This window comes from Pseudomonas frederiksbergensis (assembly GCF_003732705.1).
Taxonomy (GTDB): domain Bacteria; phylum Pseudomonadota; class Gammaproteobacteria; order Pseudomonadales; family Pseudomonadaceae; genus Aquipseudomonas; species Aquipseudomonas frederiksbergensis_F.
This window is the reverse complement of sequence record NZ_MOBR01000018.1, coordinates 90,835-109,418: the sequence shown is the minus strand read 5'-3', so window position 1 is coordinate 109,418 and position 18,584 is coordinate 90,835. Positions and strand designations below refer to the sequence as shown.

The following is an 18,584-nucleotide window of genomic DNA, read 5'->3' as shown; positions in this document are numbered from 1 at the left end:
TCCGTTTACCACGAATACCTCACCCCGATATTCACCCCAAACGGCTGTTCGATATGCTCGCCATTGGCATAGTCGAAATCAGCATGCGCTTGCCACTTCTCAGACAATGAAACCGCGACCCCCGCGCCCAACTCGCCACGGGAACCCGACAGGTCGTTATTGAACACGTTGTCGTTGACCCGCACTTCATTGTTTTTGGCAAATTCATGCACCCACGCCGCCCGCACATAAGGCTGTGCCACCCCGCCACCGCTCAATGGAATGTTGCGCCCGGCGGTCGTGCCGAGTTTGCCGAGCAGCGAACGGGTGCGATCGCCGTCGGCCTCCATGCCATTGTCCAGGTCGTAATGGCGACCCTGGACGACCACGGCGGACAGCTGCGTGAAGGGTTCGACGAAGTAACCGTCGGCCAGTTTGATGTGGCGGCCGAACTCCGCCGATGCACCGACGCCCATGGTGTCGTAGTCACCCTTGCTGCGGCTGCCGTCACTCAGGCTGACTTTGGCTTCGTTGCGAAAGCGGTTGAACTTGAGCACGCCGTCAAAGTAGTAACCGGTGTCCGCGTCCAGCCAGGTGACGTATGGCCCGGCGTAGTAACTCTTCACCGTGCCGGACGTGCCGCGATTCAGGTCCAGATCGGACTGGCTGTAACCCGCCAGCACCCCCATCAGCCATTGGCTCTCGCCCAAGCGAGCATCAGCGCCGAGGGAAAACCCTTGTTGCGTCTGCTGATAGCCCACGCCCGAAGCCTCGGCGACGTTGTATTTGTTGCCATAGCTGCGCGCCCAGGCGCCGGACTGGCCACCGTTGAAACGCAACTCGCCCATGCGGCTGCGCAGCGACGACAACTCGCCGTACCACACGGTGGGCGCGGTATTGAACAATGCCAATACCGTGCTCGCGCCGGGGCTGATGGTTTTGGTGGTCGGGTCGAGGAACCAGTCGGTTCCGCCGCTGCCATTGCTTTCGCTCGTCAATGCGTAGGAGAACGCCCCCAAATCCACCGGCGTGCCGTTCACCAGCGAGAACCGAGCATCACCGGCGCCGGTGTGCACCAACTGCAATTGCTGCGGTGACGTCGCGTCCAGGCCAGAGGCGCTGATGGCCAACCCGAAATCGCCCGTGGCCACGCCGCTGACATTGAGGAAATCGCGATCACCGTTGGCAAAATCGCCCTTCATCGCGAACGTGCCGTTACCCGTGAGGGTGCCGACGTTCAGTTGGTAGAAGGTGCCCGGCGTGGTGCCGGTGCCAAAATCCACCGTGCCGCCGCTCATGGCCAGGGTGCCGATCGAGTCGTTGCCGGTCAGGGTCCAGGTGGATTGGCTGTTGATCGTCACGCCGTTGACCCCGTTGAGCCGACCGATCAATTGCGACTGGTCATTCAAAGTGACGTTGGCGGTACTGCCGCTTTCTACCAGCACATCGCCGGTCATGCGGCTTTGGTCAAGGGTGAGACTGGCGGTGCTGTTGCCGGAGAGTTGCACGTTACCGTCGAGCAGCGCGTGGTTGCGCAGGCGCACGTCGGCAGTGGCACCACTTTCGGCCAGTACATTGCCGGTCATGGTGCTCTGGTCCAGGGCTAGTTCACCCAAAGCACCCGTGAGCTGAACATTGCCTTCGAGTACCGACTGGTTCTGCAGCAGAACACTGGCGGATGAGCCGCTGTCTGCCAGTACGTTGCCGGTCAGGCGGGCCTGGTCGAAGGTGAGATTGGCGGTGCTGTTGCCGGCAATATTTATATTGCCTTGCAGGACGCTGTCAGCGACTTTCATGCCGACGGTCGAGGCGCCTTGTACGTCGAGCAGGATGCCGTTGCCCGCGAGCAGAGTTGAGTTGTTCAGGACTTCAATCGTTGCTTCGATGCCTTGATCGACGACGATGGCTGACCCCGTGCGCCCTTCGACGCTGGAGCTGTCCAGCACCAGGCGACTGATGCCCAATCTTGCGCCGTCTTCATCCATCCGCACGCCAATCTCACCGCCACTTATCACCGTATTTTGGCTGGCGCGCACCTCCCCGCCGAAAAACTGCAGCCCGACGCTGTCGGCCAGGTTGCCCGTGACGCGGGTGTCGATGAGATCAACAGTGCTCGCGCCGGAGACACTGACGCCAGTAAAGTCGCCGCTGATATCACTGCCTGTTACGCGTCCGGTAGATCCCGTGGTACTGGAACTCTGTCGACTGAATATCAAACCCGTGAAGCTACCGCTCACTGCAACGTTGGTCAGCGTGGCTTGGCTATTGATAACGGTGATGCCTGCCAGACTATTACTGCGCCCGGCGTAAGTGCCGCCCACGGCTTGAAAAGTGGACCCTGCTTCAACATTGATCTCGAACGTCTGCGCGTCGTTGGCAAGCAACACCCCGCCGTCGCGGACCAGATAATTGTCCGGTGCGGTAGTACCGGTAATGTTCAACGTCTGGCCAGCGCCCACATTGGTGAGGGCAAAGCCCGGGGGGCTGATCACCAGCACTGGCGCCAATGCCAACCGGTGGAACCACCGCTCCTGATGAAGGTAGGACAATAAGGTTCGCATAGTACTGACTCCCAAACCTGTTGATTAAATGAATAACTCTCTAGGGGGGGCATGCTATCGATCGGAGAAGGCTTATTCTGTAGGACTTTTCCTTAAATAAAATTTCCTTGCCCGCTAAATTCATTCAAGGAATTAATTTCACATTGCAATCAAAAAAAATGGGGGAACTTGCGCCCCCCCTTTAGTCTTTACGGATACTTATATAAGCGGGCAGGGCCCTCCATCCAAGTCACGCACTACCACCTCCACATCATGAGAGCCAGAGGGTTCATCGCGCCTATCAATATTCACCGTGTACATAATACTGCCACTGCCATCTTTAATACGTTCCAGCTCGGTGAGGGGCAAATAAACAGTCACCCCATCAATATGCTCATTTACTGTAAGTGTCTTGCTGAATTTGTGAGGCGTTACAGGAACTGGATTACCACCAGTATCGTAAAAGTGCCCCGTCCATTCAAAGTTCAGCACCATGCCCTGAGCCAAAGGGGCGCCACCGGCGACAGTCACAATCGCCGCACGTCCCACATTGGGAATCTGCTTTAAAGTAGGACACGACAAAAAGTCGATAAACTTACCGGGCTCAATTTCTTCACGTTCAACGTGGTTAATAACAGGGGGGTTCAAGATGACCGGCAGAACATACACATCCACGCGCTGACGTGTAGATGGATTAGGATTCTGCACCGCCGGATTACTGATCTCATAATGAACCGGCACCTCTTTACCATTGCGCCCTGCCTCGATATCAGCCCACGGAATGGTAAATTCTATTTCGGTTGCATCGTCTTCAGAACCATCAACTGTATATGTTCCATCCGTTCCCGAGACAGCGACCTTATTCCAGAACAATGTATAAATGTCACCGATTGTACGGTTTGAATCAATGAGCACCTTGGCCGTGGCCGGCTCATTGGCATCCACCGGAAGCAATATGTTCTCAGTTCCTGAATTGGCAGGAATCACATTCACCTCATTAAGATTGGGATTTCCCACTTCCGGATCGGTTTCCGGATCAGGCGGTGGTGTACCTGGTTGGCGTAAATCCACGTCGACGAGCGTGCCCGTCGTTTCGGGATACGGCAGGCCTGAGCGCAACACTTTGTAGGTGACAGGCAAGTCATCAATAGGTCCCAACCCGTCTGCTGCAACAATGCCCATAGGCACTTCAACCACGCCAGGGAAAATATCGCCCACCCGTTTGGGAGCCTGCTCCCGGGTGCCCCACGAAACCACATACTCGTCTGTCGGTTTGTGATTGTCATATTGGTCAATCAGGACCGTCACATGAGGAAAGGCATCTTTGATATCGATCACAGGGTCTGCAACCGGTACTTTCGGCGCCTTTAAGTTGCTCGGTTCCGCATGATGTATGGCTTTGACGTCCCGAGCATTGGAGTGAAGGCCAATGTTGCCGACTCGATCCGACCATCGGTAATAAATGATCCTGGCGCCTTCAGCTGCAAGGAGAAACTCGGCAAATGTCAGCGTGACACTGATTTCAGTTTCGCGATCAGCCGGCACCGGCACTGTATGCTCAGCAATTTTTTTTGCGGGATCGCTCGCTCCGTAGTACACCTCAACCTTGTCACCCGTCCGGATGTCCGTGGGAATGGGAATTACAATCTTTAATCCGCCATTGGCCTGAACATATTCGGCCGTCACACGATCATCAATTATCGCAGCGGGAAGAATAGCGGCCGCTCCGGGTAATCCTCGGTTTGGGGCTTCCTTGTCGACAATAATTTTAATGGGGGGAGTGTAATCGGTAGGAGTACCGGCATACATCCTTCGATAACTCAGATTATATATCCCTTGTGTAAATGTCTGACCAGCGGGCAATCTCAAACTAATCGGAAATGTTATTGGCATAACACGCGTCACGGGAGCACCAACAGCGATGCCATCCCACAAAATTTGAAAACTTATAGGTCTCCCTTCCGGAATCGGGGGAACCAACTCCTCCATGCCTGTTATCAACACCTCGTTTTCAACATTGCTGAGTTCCATAGGCAGTTTATTCGGTTCATCTCCTTCTACGTCAGGTAATAGCCCTTGAAACTCGGGTGGTGGTGGAGCGGTTACCGATATGGAGCGCAGCGCCGCCCTTAACGCGGCGCGCCCCGGATTATTATCAAGTTTTTTATAAATAGTCATTTTGAAACCTCCAAACAAGAAAAAATCAATGAGTACCAAACCATCAACTTCTCAACGATTGAACAACCCTGCCCCTCGAGTCCCTACAGGCCAACTCATCAGGAATTCAAGCCGCAGCCCCTTGTCAGTCTTCCGACCAGTTTTCCTCACACAGGTCATTGTCGGGCGAACATATTTCCCCACTGGGCATCGTTCTATTGATAACCACAAAGTTAAAAGGCGACTTCCCTTCTGCCCCGTTTTGTTTAAACAGTTCGTAATAAACAAGCGCTGAAGCGTTGTTCACCATCGGCGCAATCAACTTCTCATAATCGGTAACGACTACATCAAACCCATCGCGCACATCGTCATCGCTGAGCGTCCTGGAAAACGGTGCATACGTCCCGTCTATCGGGTCAGTCCCGTTCTCGTTCCTGCACCCTTGCCAATGCAAAGTCACTTCATCGTCCTTGGAGAAGGCGGTTTGAGCCGGGATGTGGATGGTCACCCCTTCCCATATTCTCGGCACCGAACAGCAATGGAGCGTCACAAACTTCCCGGCGTGGGGGAACGTCGGCTCCTCAAGGCCGGCCAGGGCAATGGACACCTCAACTTCCGTCACCTGCGACTTCTGCAGGTTCACTCCATTGCTGGTGGTGTAATACACCGGCAACTTCGGATTGAACTTGTCTTGCTCGATGGCGCTCCACGGAATCTCAAATTCCAGCGACTTGCCTCCCGTATCGCCGAATTGCACCTCGTAACGGTCCACCGCCAGGATGATCGGTCCCCAGAACACCTCGATCTCTTCCAGAGGCAGCGGATCGTCGAAGAGCGTCAAAGTCGCCTTCGCCGGCAAGCCCTTGTCGGTACCGAGCAATTTATTGGGGGTATCGGAGATTTGCCCGCGAACTTCCAGTTTCGCCAATCGATCATTGACCAGTGCGGGGGCCGCAGGGTGATCCTGACCGGCTACCGTCAAATTAACTGGCACCGAAATCGTCGGCGAAGGCGGCCCCAGACCGGGATGACGGATCCGATAGTTGACCTGCGCGCGCAATGGCCCGTCACCCTGACCATGCAACGCTGACCACGGCACCGGTATCCTCAAGGGGAAGCCGTTTGGGTCGACCGGGAAGTCAGCCAGTGTGGCGCTTCCCCAAGTGACGACGACCGACTGATCCTTGTTCGGCAAATCATAGGCATCAATTTCAACGTAAACCCCGTCCCGTGCATGTTGGCGGTCGATCAAACCGCGCGCTGACAACGGCACTCTGGGAGGCGGCAGCGCCCCCGGCATCGGCGTGAGATCGACATTGATGGACGCCAGTTTCGATCGGGGCCCTCGATTCCCGGCCCGATCCCTCAGATAGAAATACAGGTAGCGAGTGCCGCTGCCCCAGGGCCGGATTTCATCGGCATACACCGTGATGTGCAAAAACCCGTTGTCGATGTCTTGCTGACTGAACGCCTGCTCCTTAATCGGTTTTTCGCTGTCAGGCGGAATCGCTTGGTCGGTCCAGTAGTAAACAGCTCGGTCACCGGCGTCGACATCCGTATAAAAAACCACCTCGACAATCACTTGCCCGTGAGTGCTCAAATAGCCTTCGGTGATGGTGCCGTTGAGTTCGTCGGGGAACCTCACGGCCTCCGGCTGATTACCAAAATTGGGCTGGGTAAGGTCGATGGTGATTTTTTTTCTGGGTGACTCTATTCCGCTTCCTACACCGCTGAGCTTGATGTTGACCGACACCTCGTAGACCCCAGCGGAAAGCAAGTCTTTGGGAACGGTCACCTCTTGTGGAAAATCGACGGTGATGGGGGTTGGATAGCGGCGTTCATTGACCTTTCTGAAAGACGTTCCCAAAAGACTGAAGCCTAACTCAACTACATCCGTGCGATTGGGCGCTGTGGTGAACTCCCATTCCATAAACGTTACGGTCAGGTCACGTCCCAAGGCGCTGATGGGCAGCAATCCTGCCGGATCATCCTGATCCAAAACCGCGGGCACCTTTGGCGCGTCGATAGCGGTGGGCAGGTTGTCGGATTCGGAATCATCGGTGGGTTCAGTGGGTGTAGACATGAGAGCAATCCCTACCAGAAAGGACGATGGGCTGGATTTATTTAATGCCCCGTCAGCGCGACTGGCTACTGTCAGAAATTACAGGTTTTGCTACCGCTCGTCGGAGACCCCGGATACAAGTGCCAGATCTAGATGAGTTGAATTTTGGTGATCGGGCAAGCCTTCACACGAAAGATGCAGGGGTTTTTCAGGTACACCGCGTTATCGTTCTTCGCGAGCAGGCTCGCTCCCACAGGGGACTGATGTCGTACACAAAATTCGCAAGCGACACAGATCAACTGTGGGAGCCGACTTGCTCGCGATGGCGGTGTGTCAGCCGATATCTCACTCGTCTGACAGGGCCTCTTCGCGAGCAAGCCCGCTCCCACAGGGGGGTGGTGTCAGGCAGCGCAACTCCGAATCCCGGACAACAAAAAACCCGTCATCCCCTTTCAAAGGGATGGCGGGTTTTGTCGTTTCAGCCCTATTGCATCAGACGGTATCCACCTTCAACGAATGGTCGTTGAGCATGCCGGTGATGATGGTTGCCGTGTCGTGCCCGCCCGCGACCACACCACCCGCGCCCGGTGTGACGCCGTAGTGGCTGGCGAGGTTGACGCCGGCCAGGTCGATGGTCTGGGTCGGCGTGGCGCCGGCCATGGCGCTGACGTCGATGCTGGTGACCAGGCTCGCACCGCTGCCGGTGACGGTGAAGTGCAGGTAGTCATCCAGCGACGCGGTGGTGCCGTTTTCGCCTTGCAGCAGTTGTGACAGGTCCAGTTTGTCGGTGCCGGGGGTGAAGTCAGTGACCACATCGTGGCCGCTGTTGCCAGCCAACCACTGGAAGGTGTCCGCCCCCGCGCCGCCGGTGAGGGTGTTGTTGCCCAGGCCGCCGATGAGGATGTCGTCGCCGCCACCGCCATTGAGTGTGTCGTTGCCCAGGCCGCCGTTGATCACGTTGTTGTTATTGTCCCCCGTCAAGGTGTCGTTGAAGTTGGAGCCGGTCAGGTTCTCGATACCGGTGAGGGTGTCGGTGCCGGCGCCCAGGGTGTTTTGCGCGGTGAGCAGGCTCAGGTCGACGGTGACGCCCGCCGTGGCGTGGGCGTAGCTGACGGTGTCGATGCCAGTGCCGCCATCGAGCAGGTCGTTGCCGGGGCCGCTGTACAGCAAGTCGTTGCCGGCGCCGCCGTGCAACTCGTTGTTGCCGCTGCCGGCGGTGAGCACGTCGTTGCCGTCGCCCGCGTTGAGGATGTTGTTGCCGGTGCCGGCCACCAACACGTCATCGCCCGAGGTGCCGGTGAGGGTGTGGCCATCCTGGTAGCTGATGGTCACGTTTGCCGTGTCGCTGCCGCCATGGCTGTCGTTGGCGGTGTAGGTGCCGTGGTAATCCGGCGTGACGTCGTGGGCCCCGGCGTAGTTGACGGTCATGGTCAGCTGATAGTTCTCGGACCCCGTGGGGTTGCTGCCACTGGTGTTGGTGATGTTGGTGACGTGGATCTGGTAGGTGCCATCCGCCGACGCGGTGATGGTCCCGCCATCGGCGATGCTCACGAACGCGCCGCCATTGAGCGAGTACTCCATGGTCACGTGACCGGCCGCCAGGTTGTGGTCAAGGTTGAGGGTTTCGCCCTGTTTCAGTTTGACGGTGATGAGGTCTTCATCGTTGGCGTTGGACGTGGTGACCGCGCCCAGGTAACCGCTGATGACCAGCACCGCCGTCATGGCCGCCGAGTTCGCCGCAAAGGAGTTACGCACATCGGCCAGTGCCTGGTTGGCGGCAGTGTTGCCGGTGCCGGCAAAGCTGATGGCGCCAGTGCCGACGAAGTCCGCGCCCTTGGCCGCCCAACCGGTGTTGAACGTGGTCGGTGTCGCCGTCATCGGATCGCCGTTGACGTCGGTGTCGTTGGCCAGCAGCAGCTCGCCCGGCACCACGATGGTGCTCGACAGCACGTTGGTGATGATGTGGTCATCGACCGCCACCGGTGGCGCATTCGGAATGACTTTGACCGTCAGCGTCGAGCTGGCCAGGTCTCCGTCGTTGTCGCTGACGGTGAAGCCGATGTTTTCGGTGATCACCACCGCCGTGGTTTTTTGCGAGGTGTAGGTGTATTCGCCGGTGTCGAGGTTCACTACCAGCGTGCCACTGTTGTTGGTGGCGATGCTGATGCTGTTGTTCACCGTGTTGAACGTGCCGTGGTTGGTGCCACTGAACGTCAGCGCGCCCTGGTTGCTGTTGCCTTTCGGGTCGTAGGTGTAGGTGGTGCCATCGACCACGATGGTTTTGATGAAACCGCCATCAGCGCCGAACGAGCCGCCCTCCAGCAGCGTGCCGGTAACCGGTGCGCCCTGCACGGTACCCGAGAGCACCGAGTTGAGTTGATTGAGGTCGGTGACCACCACCGCGTTGGTGTCGGTGTGGGTGCTGCCGTCATACGCCAACGGGTTGAGGTTGGCATTGCTGACGCCACTGCCCAGGCCGATCGCATAGTTTTTGATGCCATTGGCGTCGAGGAAAGCCTTCCAGGCGGCCTCATCCGCCGTACCGGTTTCCTGGCCGGAGGTAGGCTTGCCGTCGGAGAAGAAGTACCCGACGTTCTGCGCCCCGGTCAGTTGCCCCGGTGTGCCGAACGCCAGTTTCGCTGCTGCGACCGCCGCGTCGTAGTTGGTGCCACCGCCTGCGGTGAGCGAGGCGATGATCGACTTGGCGGTGGCCACATCGACCCAGACCGAGGTCTTGTCGGTGGCGCTGCTGCTGAAGGTGACGATCTGCACTTTCACATCGCCAAGGTCATCGTACTTATCGAGCAAGGCGCTGATCGCCTGCTTCGCCAACTCTATCCGAGACAGGCCGGGCACACCGGAGGCATCGGCCATACTGCCGGAGACGTCGATCACCAGCAGCAGGTTGGAATCGATTTCCACCGCGGTTACCGAACGGTCCGACGCCACCGCTTTTGGCACGTCATCGACGATGTTCACCACGATGGTGCTGGTGGTGCTGTTGCCCAGGGCATCGGTGGCTTTGTAGGTAAAACTTTCGCTCAGGGTGTTCGGCCCGTCGTTGGCATTCGGCGAAGTTTTCGGCGCCGAGGTCAGGGTGTAGGTGTAGCTGCCGTCCGGGTTGATCAGGATTTGCCCGTAGGTCCCGGTGGCGCTGCCGACCACGCTGTAAGTCAACGGACCGGTGCCGCCGGTGACCGAACCGACCAGCGTGCCGGTAGCGGTTTCGCCGGTGTTGGTCGGGTCGCTGCCGGTAACCGTGCCGGGTGCCAGATCGAGGCCATCCTTGCTCAGGTCGAGGGCTTTTTCGAAGACCGTCACGTCCTGATCGACCACCGCTTTGAGGCCGCTGTCGTTGACGTTAATCGTGATGGTGGTGGTGCTTTCGTCGCCGTCGGAATCGCGCACCGTGTAGACAAACGTATCGGTCGCCCCCGCCACGCCCACCGAGTTCGGATTGCTGTGGTACACGGCGTTGCCCGCCGCATCCAGGGTCAGGTAGCCGTAGGTGCCGTTGATGTTGGTGCCCAGCCCGCCGACCGCCGAGGTGGCGGTGTTGCTGCCGGCGCGCACACCGACCACCGCCCCGCCCGCCGCCGCGCCATCGGCACCGAGCACGTCGTTGCCGAGCACGCTGATGTTGACGGTCGCGCCTTCGGCCACGGTGCCAGTGTTTGGCGCAGCGGTTGGCAAGTCATCGACGATGTTGACGTTGATCTGCCCCGACGCGGTGCTGCCGTCGGCGTCCGTGGCCACCACATTGATGTTCTCGGTGATGCTGTTGGCGCCGTTGGCGGTCGGATGGGTTTCGTTATCCACCAGGGTGTAGCTGTAGCTGACCACGCCGGTGCTCGCGTTGTAACCGGTGACGGTGAACGTACTGCCGAGCGCGGTGGTCACCGATTGCGGGAAGCCTGCCGCTACGCCGCCAGCAACCACATGAATGCCGCCGACGTCGAGGGTTTGCAAACCATCCAGTGCGGTGACGGTGAAGGTGCCGCTTTGGGTCAGGGCCGGCGTGTTGGGGGTGCTGCCGTCGCTGAGGTTTTTCTCGTAGACCGTCAGCTCGCCGCCGTTGACGTTGAGGCCGTTGAGGACGACCGGGTCGTCGTTGTTGTGGATTTGCAGCACCAGGTTGGCGGTGCTGGTGTCGCCGTCCGAATCGGTAATCGTGTAGGCAAAGGTTTCCGTGCCGTTGCCGCCGCCGTGCAGATTTTTGAAGTCGGCATCGTTGGGGTTGAGGGTGTAGGTGTAGGTGCCGTTGGCATTCAGGACCAGCGTGCCGTAAGTCCCGGTGAATGTACCGGGGGTCACAGGGCCGGTGTTCGGTCCGGTGGCAACAAGGTCCGCGCCCTGAATGTCGTTGGTCAGGACGTTGCCATTGAGCGTCAACGCAGTCTCTGAAGCCGCGCCAACGTTGCTGTCGTTGACCGCTTTTGGCACGTCATCGACGATCTGCACGACGATGGTGCTGGTGCTGATGTTGCCCAGGGAATCGGTGGCCTGGTAGGTGAAGCTTTCAGTCAGCGTGTTGGCGCCGTCATCGGCATGGGGCGTGGTGCTCGCAGGCGATGTCAGGGTGTAGGTGTACGTGCCGTTGGGGTTGAGCACGATCTGGCCAAAGGCGCCATTGGCGCTGCCCACCAGGGTGTAAGTGATCGCGCCGATGGCCCCGGTGACCGAGCCGACCAGGGTGCCACTGGCGGTTTCGCCGGTGCTGGTCGGATCGCTGCCGACGACGGTGCCGGCCGCCAGGTCCTGGCCATCTTTCGTCAGGTCCAGGGCTTTTTCGTAGACGGTCACGTCGGTATCGCTGACCGCTTTGATGCAGCTGTTCGAGACGTCGATGGTGATAGTCGTGGTGCTTTCATCGCCATCGGCATCGCGCACGGTGTAGACGAAGGTATCGGTGGCGCCCGGGGCGTTCACTGCGTTGGGATTGCTGTGATAGACCGCGTTGCCGTTGGTATCCAGCGTCAGGTAACCGTAGGTGCCATTGATGTTCGAGCCCAGGCCACCGATGGCCGAGGTCGAGGTGTCGCTGCCGGCGCGTACGCCGACCACTGCACCGGTGAGCGCCGGGCCATCAGCACCGCCGATGTCGTTATCCAGCACGTTGCCCGACACCGTCCCGCCCTCGGCCACCGACGCGCTATCGGCGTGGGCCGTTGGCAAGTCGTCGACGATGTTGACGTTGATTTGATTGGTGGCCGTGCTGCCATCGGTGTCCGTGGCCACCACGTTGAAGTTTTCGGTGATGCTGTTGGCACCGTTGGCGGTTGGGTGGGTTTCAGTGTTCACCAGGGTGTAGCTGTAGCTGACAACGCCCGTGGTCGCGTCGTAACCCGTGACAGTCAGCGTACTGCCGAGCGGTGTCACGATCGATTGCGGGAAGCCGGCAGCCACACCACCGACCACCACATGAATGCCGCCCACATCGAGGGTTTGCAAGCCGTCCAGCGCGGTAACCGTAAAGGTGCCGCTCTGGGTCAGCGCTGGCGTATTGGGGCTGGTGCCGTCGCTGAGGTTCTTTTCGTAAACCGTCAACTCGCCGCCCACGACATCGAGGCCGTTGAGGGTCACCGGGTCGTCGTTGTTGTGGATTTGCAGCACCAGGGTCGCCGTGCTGGTATCGCCGTCGGAATCGGTGAGGGTGTAGGTGAAGTTTTCAGTGCCGTTGCCATTGCCGTGCAGGTTTTTGAAGTCTGCGTCACTGGTGTTCAGGGTGTAGGTGTAGGTGCCGTTGGCGTTGAGGACCAAGGTGCCGTAAGTGCCGGTGAAGGTGCCGGGGGTTACAGGTCCGGTCGCCACGCGATCCGCGCCTTGCACGTCGTTGGTCAGTACGTTGCCGTTGAGGGTCAACAGGCTTTCCGAAGCGGTGCCGGCGTTGCTGTCGTTCACGGCTTTCGGCAGATCGTCGATGACGTTGACGTCCAGGGATCCGTTGGCGGTGGTGCCGTTGTCATCGACCACAGTGACGGCGAACTGCTCAGGCAGATTGTTCGCGCCATTGGCGGTTGGGTGCGCGTCGTTGCCATTGAGGGTGTAGCTGTAGCTGACGACCCCGGTGGTGGCATCGAAACCGGTGATGGTCAGGGTATTGCCCAAACCGGTCGGGATGGATTGTGGGAAACCTGCCGCCACACCGCCGGTGACGACGGTGATGCCGCCGACAGTGAGGGTTTGCACGCCATCGAGGGCGGTGATGGTGAAGGTGCCGCTTTGGGTCAGTTGAGTGCTGTCGGGCGCGCTGCCGAGGCTAAGGTTTTTCTCGTAGACAGTGAGCTCGCCGCCTTCGACGTTCAGGCCGTTGATGATGACCGGGTCGTCGTTGTTGTGGATTTGCAGCACAAGGTTGGCGGTGCTGGTGTCGCCATCGGAATCGGTGATGGTGTAGGTGAAATTCTCGGTGCCGTTGCCGCCGCCGTGCAGGGCTTTGAAGTCCGCGTCAGTGGTATTGAGTGTGTAGGTGTAGGTGCCGTTGGCGTTGAGCACCAAGGTGCCGTAAGTGCCGGCGAAGGTGCCGGGCGTCACAGGTCCGGTCGCCACACGATCCGCGCCTTGCACGTCATTGGTCAGCACGTTGCCGTTCAGTGTCAGCAGGGTTTCAGAAGCTGTGCTCGCATTGCTGTCATCCACCGCTTTTGGCAGATCGTCGATAACGTTGACGTCTAGGGAGCCGTTGGCCGTGGTGCCGTTGTCATCGACTACGGTCACCGCAAATTGCTCAGGCAGATTGTTTGCACCGCCCGCCGTCGGATGCGCATCGTTGCCGTTCAAGGTGTAGCTGTAGCTGACCACGCCAGTGGTGGCATCGAAACCGGTGATGGTCAGGGTATTGCCCAAACCGGTCGGGATGGATTGTGGGAAACCTGCCGCCACACCGCCGCTGACGACGGTGATGCCGCCGACCGTTAGGGTTTGCACGCCATCGAGGGCGGTGATGGTGAAGGTGCCGTTCTGGGTCAGTTGAGTGCTGTCGGGCGCGCTGCCGAGGCTGAGGTTTTTCTCGTAGACGGTGAGTTCGCCACCCTCAACGTTCAGACCGTTGATGACGACCGGGTCGTCGTTGTTATGGATTTGCAGCACCAACGTTGCAGTGCTCGCATCGCCGTCGGAATCGGTGATGGTGTAGGTGAAATTCTCGGTGCCGTTGCCGCCGCCGTGCAGGGCTTTGAAGTCCGCGTCAGTGGTATTGAGCGTGTAGGTGTAGGTGCCGTTGGCGTTGAGCACCAAGGTGCCGTAAGTGCCGGCGAAGGTGCCGGGCGTCACAGGTCCGGTCGCCACGCGATCCGCGCCTTGCACGTCGTTGGTCAGTACGTTGCCGTTGAGTGTCAGCAGGGTTTCAGAAGCTGTGCTCGCATTGCTGTCGTCCACCGCTTTCGGCACGTCGTCGATCACATTGACGTCCAGGGAACCATTGGCCGTAGTGCCGTTGTCATCGACCACCGTCACTGCAAATTGCTCAGGCAGATTGTTTGCACCGCCCGCAGTCGGATGCGCATCGTTGCCGTTCAACGTGTAGCTGTAACTGACCACGCCGGTGGCGCTGTCAAACCCGGTGATGGTCAGGGTGTTGCCCAAACCGGTAGAAATCGATTGCGGGAAACCAGCGGCCACGCCGCCGCTGACGACGGTGATCCCGCCGACACTCAACGTCTGCACGCCATCCAGCGCGGTGATGGTGAACGTGCCGCTTTGAGTCAACGCCGTGGCATCCGGCGCACTGCCCAGGCTCAGGTTTTTCTCGAAAACCGTGAGTTCGCCACCTTCAGCGTTCAACCCACCAATCGTCACCGGGTCATCGTTGTTGTGGATTTGCAGCACTAACGTCGCAGTGCTCGCATCCCCATCCGAATCGGTGATGGTGTAGGTGAAATTCTCGGTGCCGTTGCCACCACCGTGCAGCGCTTTGAAATCGGCGTCGCTGGTGTTCAGGGTGTACGTATAGGTCCCGTTGGCATTCAACACCAAGGTGCCGTAAGTACCGGCGAAGGTGCCGGGCGTCACAGGACCGGTTGCCACACGATCCGCGCCTTGCACATCGTTGGTCAGCACATTGCCATTCAGCGTCAGCAGCGTTTCCGACGCCGTGCTCGCATTGCTGTCGTCTATCGCTTTCGGCACGTCGTCGATCACATTGACGTCCAGCGAACCGTTGGCCGTGGTGCCGTTGTCATCGACTACGGTCACCGCAAATTGCTCAGGCAGATTATTCGCGCCGCCCGCCGTTGGATGCGCATCGTTGCCGTTCAAGGTGTAGCTGTAACTGACCACGCCGGTGGCGCTGTCAAACCCGGTGATGGTCAGGGTGTTGCCCAAACCGGTAGAAATCGATTGCGGGAAACCAGCGGCCACGCCGCCGCTGACGACGGTGATCCCGCCGACACTCAACGTCTGCACGCCGTCCAGCGCGGTGATGGTGAACGTGCCGTTCTGGGTCAACGCGGTGGCATCCGGCGCACTGCCCAAACTCAGGTTTTTCTCGAAAACGGTGAGCTCGCCACCTTCAGCGTTCAGCCCGCCAATCGTCACTGGATCGTCGTTGTTGTGGATTTGCAGCACCAGGTTGGCCGTGCTGGAGTCGCCATCAGCGTCGGTGAGGGTGTAGGCGAAGGTTTCCGTGCCATTGCCGCCGCCGTGCAGCGCTTTGAAATCCGCATCGTTGGTATTGAGCGTGTAGGTGTAGGTGCCGTTGGCGTTGAGCACCAGGGTGCCGTAAGTCCCCACGAAGGTGCCGGGGGTGATCGGGCCGCTGGTTGGGCCAGTCGCTACGCGATCCGCGCCTTGTATATCGTTGGTCAGCACGTTGCCGGTCAACGTCAGCAGGGTTTCAGACGCGGTGCCGTTGTTGTCATCGATAGCCTTGGGCACGTCGTCGGTGATGTTGATATCCAGCGAGCCGGTGGCCGTGTCGCCGTTGGTATCACCCGCGACCACGGTGAATTGCTCGCTGAGATTGTTGGCGCCATCGCCGGCCGAATGGGTTTCGTTGCCGTTGAGGGTGTAGCTGTAATTCACCACGCCGGTGGCCGGGTTATAGCCGGTGATGGTCAGGGTGTTGCCGAGTTGAGTGGTGATCGATTGCGGGAAGCCCGAGGCCGCCCCGCCGCTGATCACGTTGATGCCGCCGATGTTGAGGCTCAGCAGGCCGTCGGGCGCAGTCACGGTGAACGTGCCGTTCTGAGTCAGGGCCGCTGGATTGGCCGCCGAGCCGTCGGGCAGATTGGCTTCGTTGAGGGTCAGTTCACCGCCCGCAGAGTCGAGGCCGCCAAGGGTGACGATGTTATTGACCGGCACCGGGGTGTTGTCGTTTTGCTGAACATCGGCGTTGTGCCGTTCTTCAGGAATCTCCGGAATGCCGCCGAAACCGGCAGTCGGGAATCCGATGGTCGGATCGACCCGCCCGCCCACTTCTTCCAGCAGCACGAAATTGTGACCGCCACCCAGGGCACCACCAGGGGCACCCGTCGCCTGCGGGCCCGCTGCAGTGGCTTCACCGGTTTGGGTCGGGTCGGCGCCGGCCGCGATGGCTTGCTGGAGTTTTTGTACGTCGGTCAGCTGAGCTTCAGTTGGCGTCACCGCTTCAGGCGTGTCCACATGGGGCGCCTGATGCGCGAGCAGTTGCGAGGTCATTTGCAGACTGCTGCCACGCCCAAGCGTCAGCTCCTGGCCATTTTGCAGATGGACCGCCACCGCGCCTTCGGCCCCGGTGACCAGTTGGTCGCCGGCAAACAACCGGTCGCCTTCGACCAACGCGCGTCGGGTACCGTCGGCCGCAACCGCGAACACCTGACCAATAACCTTACTGACGATCCCAATGAGCGTAGCCATGTGCAAATCTCCTGCGCTGCCAACACCTGTCGGCACCTGGTTGCGCGAAGAGCGTGCTCATGGTGAAAAGCGGGCTGCCTGGCGGATCGTCTACCGGAATGCGCTTTACCGAAGTAAACCGCATCCCTGGCGACGTTCTCGCCAAGCGTGCCACTCGCGGGCCTTTGCTCCGGCTCGGCATAAAACCCTCTGCAATCAATGGCATCGGGTTCCTACTGCGGAACAACCACCCTGCGAGCGCTGCGTAACGGTCCTGAATCACTCGAGTGACAAAAAAATGTCACCTCAAAACCGTCCCACTTCCCTCCCCTCCAGCACTTCTTCGCCCTATGTCGCTAAGTGGATGGAACTTTCCTCAAGCCCTCTGCAAGCTCCCTAAGGCTCATAAATCAAGGGCTTTCGGAATGAACAATGTGCTGGATTTTTCAGAGCGCATAAGTTTTTTTTGGCATAACCCTTATGAGAAACAGTTCTTAGGTTCTCTCCAGAATGTTCTTAGCTCTGTTGTTACAAGAGTGAAACGGTTTCACCTAAAAATAGCGTCAAGTATTTGACGACAAGTAAGCACCATCAGGAAACAGGGAGAAGTACCCATGCGCCTTTTAACCCCCCTCTGCAGCGCGGTTTTGCTGGCCATGGCCTGCACTTCTCAGGCTCAGGCCATGTCGTTGACCGACGCGATCCAAAGCACCATCGCGACTCACCCCGAACTTGCATCGCGCGTGGACGCGCGCCTGTCAGCGGATGAACAAGTGAAAGTCGCCAAAGGGGGCTTCTATCCATCGGTGGATTTGAACGCCGCTTACGGGCGCGGCTACAGCGATAACACCAACACCCGGGCCTTCGGTAATCACCACACCGAAATCCTGAATTACACCCAATCGGAATTGCGCCTGCGGCAGATGCTGTTCGACGGGTTCAACACCGCCAACGAGGTCGAGCGCACCAAAGGCGTGTCCAACTCCCGGGCCTATTACGCCCAGGGCACCGCCCAGGATCTGGCCCTGCGCACCATCGAGGTGTACCTCGAAGTGCTCAAGCGCCGTGAGCTGGTGACACTGGCCACCAACAACCTGCAAGCCCACATGCGGGTCAACGATCAGATCGGCCTGCGCACCCAGCGCGGTGTCGGCAGCAATGCCGACTCCGATCAGTCCACCGCTCGCCGGGCACTGGCGCAAAACAACCTGGACACGGCGGAAGTCGATTTGGCCGACGCCGAGTCGAACTTCTACAGCGTGGTCGGGCGCATTCCCGATGAACTCGAAGCGCCGCCCTCGACTCGTGGTGAGTTGCCGACCAGCCTGCCGGAAGCCCAGCAGAGCATGGTCGAGAACAACCCGTACCTGAAATCCGCCCAGGCGGATGTGCAATCGGCCGAGAGTCAGTACGAAGTCGCCAAGTCGCCGTTCTACCCACGCTTCGACGCCGAAGCCGCAGTAGGCGCGAACAACAACGTGCAGGGCGATGAAGGCCACGACAACGAATGGCGCGTCGGCGTGATCATGAACTACAACCTGTTCCGCGGCGGCAGCGACAAGGCGCGCCTGGCCTCCGATGCGCACCAGATCAACCAGGCGATGGACATCCGCAACAACGCCCTGCGCCAGCTCAACGAGAACATTCACCTGGCCTGGAACGCCATGGTCAACGCGAAGAAACAAACCCCGACCGCTCGCGAATACGCCGAAACCACCAAACGCGTACGCGCGGCCTATCAGGATCAGTTCGGCCTCGGCCAACGGACCCTGCTCGACTTGCTCGACAGTGAAAACGAACTCTACAACGCCAACCGCCGCTACACCGAAGTGCGCTACACCGAGGAGTACTCGATGTACCGCGTACTGGCGAACATGGGTCAGTTGCTGAGCAAACAACGGGTGGTGCTGCCCGCCGATGCGATCGCTTCATCGGAAGTGAAAAACGAAGCGCGTTTGCCTGAACTGAAGTAAGCGGTAATCCGGGAACCCGGAAACCCGGTAGGAGCTGCCGAAGGCTGCGATCTTTTGATC

General features: G+C 59.2%; 5 protein-coding genes. 1 reads left to right on the top strand and 4 read right to left on the bottom strand.

Features of this window, described 5'->3' with window-relative positions; all coding sequences use genetic code 11:
- Positions 1-5 precede the first annotated feature (5 nt).
- From BK667_RS20270 to BK667_RS20250, 4 genes are all read right to left on the bottom strand, one after another.
- Complete coding sequence (locus tag BK667_RS20270) at positions 6-2,540, bottom strand: autotransporter outer membrane beta-barrel domain-containing protein (protein ID WP_123598689.1); 2,535 nt, start codon at positions 2,538-2,540, stop codon at positions 6-8.
- 198 nt (positions 2,541-2,738) lie between these two features.
- On the bottom strand, positions 2,739-4,697 hold the full coding sequence (locus tag BK667_RS20265) for a hypothetical protein (protein ID WP_148060149.1): 1,959 nt from the start codon (positions 4,695-4,697) through the stop codon (positions 2,739-2,741).
- A gap of 124 nt (positions 4,698-4,821) precedes the next feature.
- Entirely contained in the window at positions 4,822-6,759 is a 1,938-nt protein-coding gene (locus BK667_RS20260) for a hypothetical protein (RefSeq protein ID WP_123598687.1), read from the bottom strand.
- Between the two features lie 471 nt (positions 6,760-7,230).
- Positions 7,231-16,572: a retention module-containing protein gene (locus BK667_RS20250; RefSeq protein ID WP_123598686.1), complete on the bottom strand. Its 9,342-nt coding sequence runs from the start codon at positions 16,570-16,572 to the stop codon at positions 7,231-7,233.
- 593 nt (positions 16,573-17,165) lie between these two features.
- On the opposite strand from BK667_RS20250, the gene BK667_RS20245 reads away from it, so the two are divergent.
- Positions 17,166-18,524 carry a TolC family outer membrane protein gene (locus BK667_RS20245; protein WP_123509062.1) on the top strand — a complete coding sequence of 453 codons (1,359 nt, stop codon included), beginning with the start codon at positions 17,166-17,168 and terminating at the stop codon, positions 18,522-18,524.
- Positions 18,525-18,584 lie beyond the last annotated feature (60 nt).